Source organism: Neobacillus drentensis (assembly GCF_036965645.1).
Taxonomy (GTDB): Bacteria; Bacillota; Bacilli; order Bacillales; family Cytobacillaceae; genus Neobacillus; species Neobacillus drentensis_D.
Genome location: NZ_JBALPZ010000259.1, coordinates 1 through 5372 on the forward strand (window position 1 = coordinate 1; position 5372 = coordinate 5372).

Below are 5372 nucleotides of genomic sequence, written 5' to 3' on the forward strand. Positions count from 1 at the left end.
ATTCCATAACAGTTTCTCCTGTACGATGAACATGGCTTGCATGTGACCAAGTTGTTGCTTCTCCTGAAACAGGACAATTTGGAAATGTATCGCCTTGGTGAAGATCCTTCTTTGTTCCACCTGCATCAATATATTGTCCAGATTCCATTACCGTTTCACCTGTATGGTGATGGTCAGCGAAATGAGCCATGATAAATTCCTCCTTGGAAGTTCGGATACAACAGTTATTTTTTCACTGATTATTAGAAATATACTTTTCGTGGGGGCTGGTTCAATACGAGGGGGTCGTGTGATTGTGGTTCCTTATGTGTTAGTTTTGGGGAAATGAACCCAAAAAATTATGAATTAGTATTAAGAAAAGCCGTTTCCTTGTCGAGAAAACGGCTTTTTTAGTAAAAGATAATCAACAATGTTAATTGATTTGTTGAGTAATCAACGATATGCGTTAATTTAACCATTGAAAGTATATAGGGATTTTTTATAATTATAAACAGATGTTGATTAATAAGGCATAAAGCGATGCATGAATTTTTTAGGGATAATGATATCCACATGTGCAAACTTGAATTATAAGATAAAAAAGTCAATAAGGTACTACAAAAATATAACAATGCAAAGGAGACAAAAATATGTTTAACGAAACTTACAAATTATCAAATGGTATAGAAATTCCAAAATTAGGTCTTGGCACCTGGCTGCTTGACGATGCACAGGCCGCACAGGCGGTGCGTGATGCGGTCTCTCTGGGCTATCGTCATATTGATACTGCTCAGGCTTATATGAATGAAGCTGGTGTAGGCGAAGGAATCCGTTCTTGCGGTGTTGCAAGAGAAGAACTTTTCATCACGACAAAGGTGGCTGCAGAGGCAAAAACATATGATGCAGTTACGCAGTCCATTGATAAGTCTTTAGCAAAGCTGGGACTGGAATACATTGACCTTTTGATTATCCACAGCCCACAGCCTTGGATGGAGTTCCGTGACGAGAACCGTTACTTCGAGGAAAACAAAGAAGTATGGAAAGCAATGGAGAATGCTTATAAGACAGGAAAGGTAAAGGCAATCGGCCTTTCCAACTTCCTTCAGGATGATGTAATGAATATTCTTGCAAGCTGTGAGATAAAGCCTATGGTAAATCAGATATTAGCACATGTGAGCAATACTCCTTTGGAACTAATCGAATTCTGCCAGAAGAATGACATCCTGGTAGAGGCATACTCACCTATTGCACACGGTGCAGTTCTTGATAATGCAGAGGTTAAGGTGATAGCTGATAAGTATGGCGTATCTGTTGCTCAGCTTTGCCTGCGTTATGATATTCAGCTAGGTCTTGTAGTAATTCCTAAGACAGCAAATCCGGATCACATGAGAAACAATGCAGAGCTTGATTTTGCTATTCTAGATGCAGATATGGAAACTTTGAAGAATGTAGAGCACATCCAGAATTATGGTGAGCATAGCTTCTTCCCCGTATTTGGAGGGAAATTAAAATAAAAAGGTAATGAATTGAGGACTTTTTAGATGGGCGATGCTTCTTTAAGCATCGCCTTTCTTAGTTTAAAAGTATTTCCGTATAGCTCCTATCTGATACTCCCGTTAAATTGGACATAGATACGAGTGGTTCACTTTTCTCGTGACCAAATAAGCTCTGAATAACATCCTATGGCTTTCAGTTACAAAAATAGCCGGGTCCTTATCTCAGATTACTTCAAGAAGGATTTTCTAAATAGGTTATTGAATAAAATAAACAGGGAGTGGTTTTATGAACTATGAATATAAAGAGAAAGAAAAGAAAAATGGTCTATATGTTTCAATTAGGGATAAAGGTGAGAATTCATTATTAGAAGTCGTAAGAAAAGGGAATCAGGTAGAAATAGTAACATATGTACGTAACGATAAAACAACCAAATTTACACTACCAGTGGAACTGTTTGAAAAAATGTCCAAAGGATTGATTCAAGATTAACACAATATTATTGGGACCACAGCTGAAATAAAGTATAAATTCCTTTCTAGCAACATTCCCACTTGTTCTGCCATGACTTGAGGTGGATAAGGCATTCCATTCATTATCCACCATTCCACAATTCCAATAAATACTCTATTTAGATGAAAGGATGGGTCAATCAATTGGTTGATCCTTCTTTTTATTTTTCTAAAAGATCAGTTCATATGAGTGTGCTCAACTCAACTTTAAACATTGTTGGAGATATTTTTTTTAGAGATAATTAGATTTAATTGGTCCATAAACGAATAAATCGTATTTAAGTGCTTAGTTATCATTTGTGTATAGGGTACAGGAAAGGGGTAACTCTATTATTGTTAATCATATTCTTCGGTGTTAGCTAGAAAGGATTGTGTTGTTTTAATGTCTAATAATCAAAAAAAAACAACAACGACGGGTGTTCTTAGTGCTCCAAAGGCAAAGGCACCTTTCGACCGCACGACCATTGAGCGTAGAGAATTAAGACCAGACGACGTCTTAATTGATATTAAGTTTAGTGGTATTTGTCACTCCGATATTCACAGTGCCTATGATGAATGGGGAGGCGGAATATTCCCTATGGTTCCTGGTCATGAAATTGCAGGAGTTGTGGCAGCAGTGGGCCCAAATGTTACAAAATTTGCTGTTGGGGACCATGTTGGTGTTGGTTGTTTTGTTGACTCATGCGGCGAATGCGAATACTGCCAGAGCGGTGAAGAGCAATTTTGTACGAAAGGTGTTATCAGCACATACAATTCATTAGACTATGATGGTAATCCGACATACGGTGGATATAGCCAAAAAATTGTTGTGAAGGAAGGTTTTGTTGTCCGTATTCCAGAGGCACTAGGTTTGGATGTGGCGGCTCCACTTTTGTGTGCAGGGATCACTACATATTCTCCCTTGAAACACTGGAACATCGGTTCAGGTAAAAAAGTTGCCATTGTGGGGGTGGGAGGCCTTGGACACGTAGCGGTTCAGTTTGCCCATGCCATGGGTGCCGAAGTAACGGCATTGAGCCAAAGTATGAATAAGAAAGTTGAGGCAATAAAGCTGGGGGCGGATCATTATTATGCAACCAGTGATCCTGCCACATTCAAAGAGTTGGCTGGTCGATTTGACCTGATATTAAACACAGTTTCTGCCAATCTAGATGTTGATGCGTATTTATCTATGCTTCGGGTAGATGGAACACTTGTAAATGTCGGGGCTCCATCTGAGGCAGATAAGTATCATGTTTTTTCTTTAATTATGGGTCGCCGCAGTATTGCTGGATCTCTTGTAGGTGGAATTCGTGAAACTCAGGAGATGCTAGACTTTGCTGCTGAACACAGTATAGCTCCTATGATTGAAATCATCCGTGCTGAACAAATAAATGAAGCATATGAGCGAGTTCTACGCAGCGATGTACGCTATCGTTTCGTCATAGACATATCAACTATGTAATTCTTCTTTATTTCTTAAGCTAGGTCCGTCATTCTAATATATCACCAAGGAGGTCTCTCATGAGCCAAGGGAAGAACTTTTCGCCTAACAATGGTAATTTTGCAAAATTTGTCCAAAATCATACCGACAAACATACTAACAATGAACAAATTGTAAGCAACGAGAATAGTGAGTTTGCTACTGAAAATGATGCTCAATTCATCGATAACGACAATGCTAAAAATGATGCAGGACAATAATGACTCTTTGGAAAATAAACCGCTTCTTTCGAGGTGGTTTTCTTCTGTCATTACTAGTGGATTACATCTGCAATTACGGTAGACAATAGTGCGGTCAATGAAGAAAATTAATTTGATTAATTAAATGGTACTAAATTTTTTTTTTATAATTGGAAATCCTTCCAGTTATAGGGTTATTTGTTATAATAAGTGTTAATTAGATTAGAGTAAAAATGTATTGCCTTGGTATTTCCTAATGGGAAATACAAAAAATACATGAACAATAATCATTCATTATGATAATCTTTGAAAATTTGAACCTTAAGAATATATTAAAAGATGTCCATTTGGCCCAGAATTTTATTAAAAGAGGTGCAGTTATGAAAAAGGTTTGGTCAGAAGACTTACCCGTTGTACAATTTCGAGTTGCAAGACCTACCAATCAATTACAGAAACTAGTAGAGTTCTATCGGGATGGGGTGGGATTAAAGGTAATAGGATCATTTGAAGGACACGATGGGTATGACGGTATTATGCTAGGGTTACCGGATGCTAGTTACCATTTGGAGTTTACCCAGCATGAGGAGGGCAGCCCGTGCCCGGCACCAACAAAAGATAATTTGCTCGTGTTCTATTTCCCTGACAAAGATGCTAGAGATATGATTGTCCAAAGATTGAATCGAATGGGGTATAAAGAAGTTGAACCTGAAAATCCATATTGGAAAAATGCGGGAGTGACCATTGAGGATCCGGATGGGTGGAGAATCGTATTGCAAAATTCCTATACTTTAAATTACAACAAGGAAAATTAAGATTGATTGATTCATTGTGCCCCAGGAACCAAACAAACAGATATAAAAATATTTGAATAACATAAAACCGGTATTTTTCAAACCTCAGAATAATATAATGACTTAGTTAGCTTATTCCTGAGGTGAACATTTTGGAAATTTATGGATTGTCTTTTGCGGTTCTTTTAGAAGTTATTTTAATCAATATTGTATTAAGTGGGGATAACGCAGTTGTAATCGCCATGGCATCACGTAATGTTCCAAAAAAGCAACAAAAGAAAGCAATCTTTTGGGGAACATTCGGAGCTATTATTTTACGATTAATATTTGCAATAGCAATTGTTTACCTACTAGAATTACCATTCGTAACTTTTGCAGGTGGTCTCCTTCTAGTGTATATTGCCATAAAACTTCTAATAGATGAGGATGAAGAAGTTCATAGAGAAGGAGGTTCAAGTTTCATTTCCGCGGTGAAAACAATTATTATTGCTGATGCGATCATGTCCCTTGATAATGTCCTAGCTATTGCTGGTGCGGTTGAAGGAAATATAGCCGGTATCATTATTGGCGTTATGGTTAGTATTCCTCTAGTTGTTTTTGGCAGCCAATTAATTCTAAAAGCAATGGAAAAGTACCCAATCATTTCTTATGTGGGTGCTGGAATATTGGCTTGGACTGCAGGTGAAATGATGGTTGGAGAACCAAAATTCGAGGATGTTCTTCCTCAGGATGTACATTTATTGATTCCTACAACTAGTATAATTCTTGTCATTGGTTTAGGATATTTAACTAATAAGATAAAAACAGCTAAGGAAAGTTAAGAAAATAAGAAATGAAATGTGGCACTTAAATGGGTGCAATTCTTTAATTTTTAAAATTTTATTATAAGCCGAACTTATACAAGTTTTTATTCGTACTTGTATAAGTTCGGCTT

6 protein-coding genes and 2 pseudogenes are annotated in these 5372 nt (G+C 37.3%); 6 read left to right on the plus strand and 2 right to left on the minus strand.

The genetic code is table 11. From position 1 onward, the window contains the following. Nucleotides 1-190 (minus strand): annotated as a pseudogene (locus tag V7266_RS29930) (hypothetical protein); the annotation flags it as partial. A gap of 439 nt (nucleotides 191-629) precedes the next feature. Here V7266_RS29930 and V7266_RS29935 point away from each other — a divergent pair. Further along, complete coding sequence (locus tag V7266_RS29935; protein ID WP_335472893.1) at nucleotides 630-1493, plus strand: aldo/keto reductase; 864 nt, start codon at nucleotides 630-632, stop codon at nucleotides 1491-1493. A 268-nt stretch (nucleotides 1494-1761) separates the two neighbouring features. After that, on the plus strand, nucleotides 1762-1965 hold the full coding sequence (locus V7266_RS29940) for a hypothetical protein (protein WP_335472894.1): 204 nt from the start codon (nucleotides 1762-1764) through the stop codon (nucleotides 1963-1965). Here the strand turns inward: V7266_RS29940 and V7266_RS29945 are convergent. After that, nucleotides 1962-2096 (minus strand): annotated as a pseudogene (locus tag V7266_RS29945) (TetR-like C-terminal domain-containing protein); the annotation flags it as partial. The gene V7266_RS29940 and the pseudogene V7266_RS29945 sit on opposite strands and share 4 nt — an antisense overlap. A 271-nt stretch (nucleotides 2097-2367) precedes the next feature. On the opposite strand from V7266_RS29945, the gene V7266_RS29950 reads away from it, so the two are divergent. The 4 genes from V7266_RS29950 (at nucleotide 2368) to V7266_RS29965 (ending at nucleotide 5259) form a co-directional block, all read left to right on the plus strand. Further along, a complete protein-coding gene (locus V7266_RS29950) occupies nucleotides 2368-3429 on the plus strand; it encodes an NAD(P)-dependent alcohol dehydrogenase (RefSeq protein WP_335472896.1) in 1062 nt (353 codons plus the stop codon). 59 nt (nucleotides 3430-3488) lie between these two features. Further along, nucleotides 3489-3668 carry a hypothetical protein gene (locus tag V7266_RS29955; RefSeq protein ID WP_335472897.1) on the plus strand — a complete coding sequence of 60 codons (180 nt, stop codon included), beginning with the start codon at nucleotides 3489-3491 and terminating at the stop codon, nucleotides 3666-3668. A gap of 359 nt (nucleotides 3669-4027) precedes the next feature. Beyond that, nucleotides 4028-4459: a VOC family protein gene (locus V7266_RS29960; RefSeq protein ID WP_335472899.1), complete on the plus strand. Its 432-nt coding sequence runs from the start codon at nucleotides 4028-4030 to the stop codon at nucleotides 4457-4459. A 122-nt stretch (nucleotides 4460-4581) separates the two neighbouring features. Then, entirely contained in the window at nucleotides 4582-5259 is a 678-nt protein-coding gene (locus tag V7266_RS29965) for a TerC family protein (protein ID WP_335472901.1), read from the plus strand. Nucleotides 5260-5372 lie beyond the last annotated feature (113 nt).

Coding starts and splice junctions, on each gene's coding strand:
- V7266_RS29950 (WP_335472896.1), top strand. CDS start 2,368: ATGTCTAATAATCAAAAAAAAACAACAACGACGGGTGTTCTTAGTGCT.
- V7266_RS29935 (WP_335472893.1), top strand. CDS start 630: ATGTTTAACGAAACTTACAAATTATCAAATGGTATAGAAATTCCAAAA.
- V7266_RS29955 (WP_335472897.1), top strand. CDS start 3,489: ATGAGCCAAGGGAAGAACTTTTCGCCTAACAATGGTAATTTTGCAAAA.
- V7266_RS29940 (WP_335472894.1), top strand. CDS start 1,762: ATGAACTATGAATATAAAGAGAAAGAAAAGAAAAATGGTCTATATGTT.
- V7266_RS29960 (WP_335472899.1), top strand. CDS start 4,028: ATGAAAAAGGTTTGGTCAGAAGACTTACCCGTTGTACAATTTCGAGTT.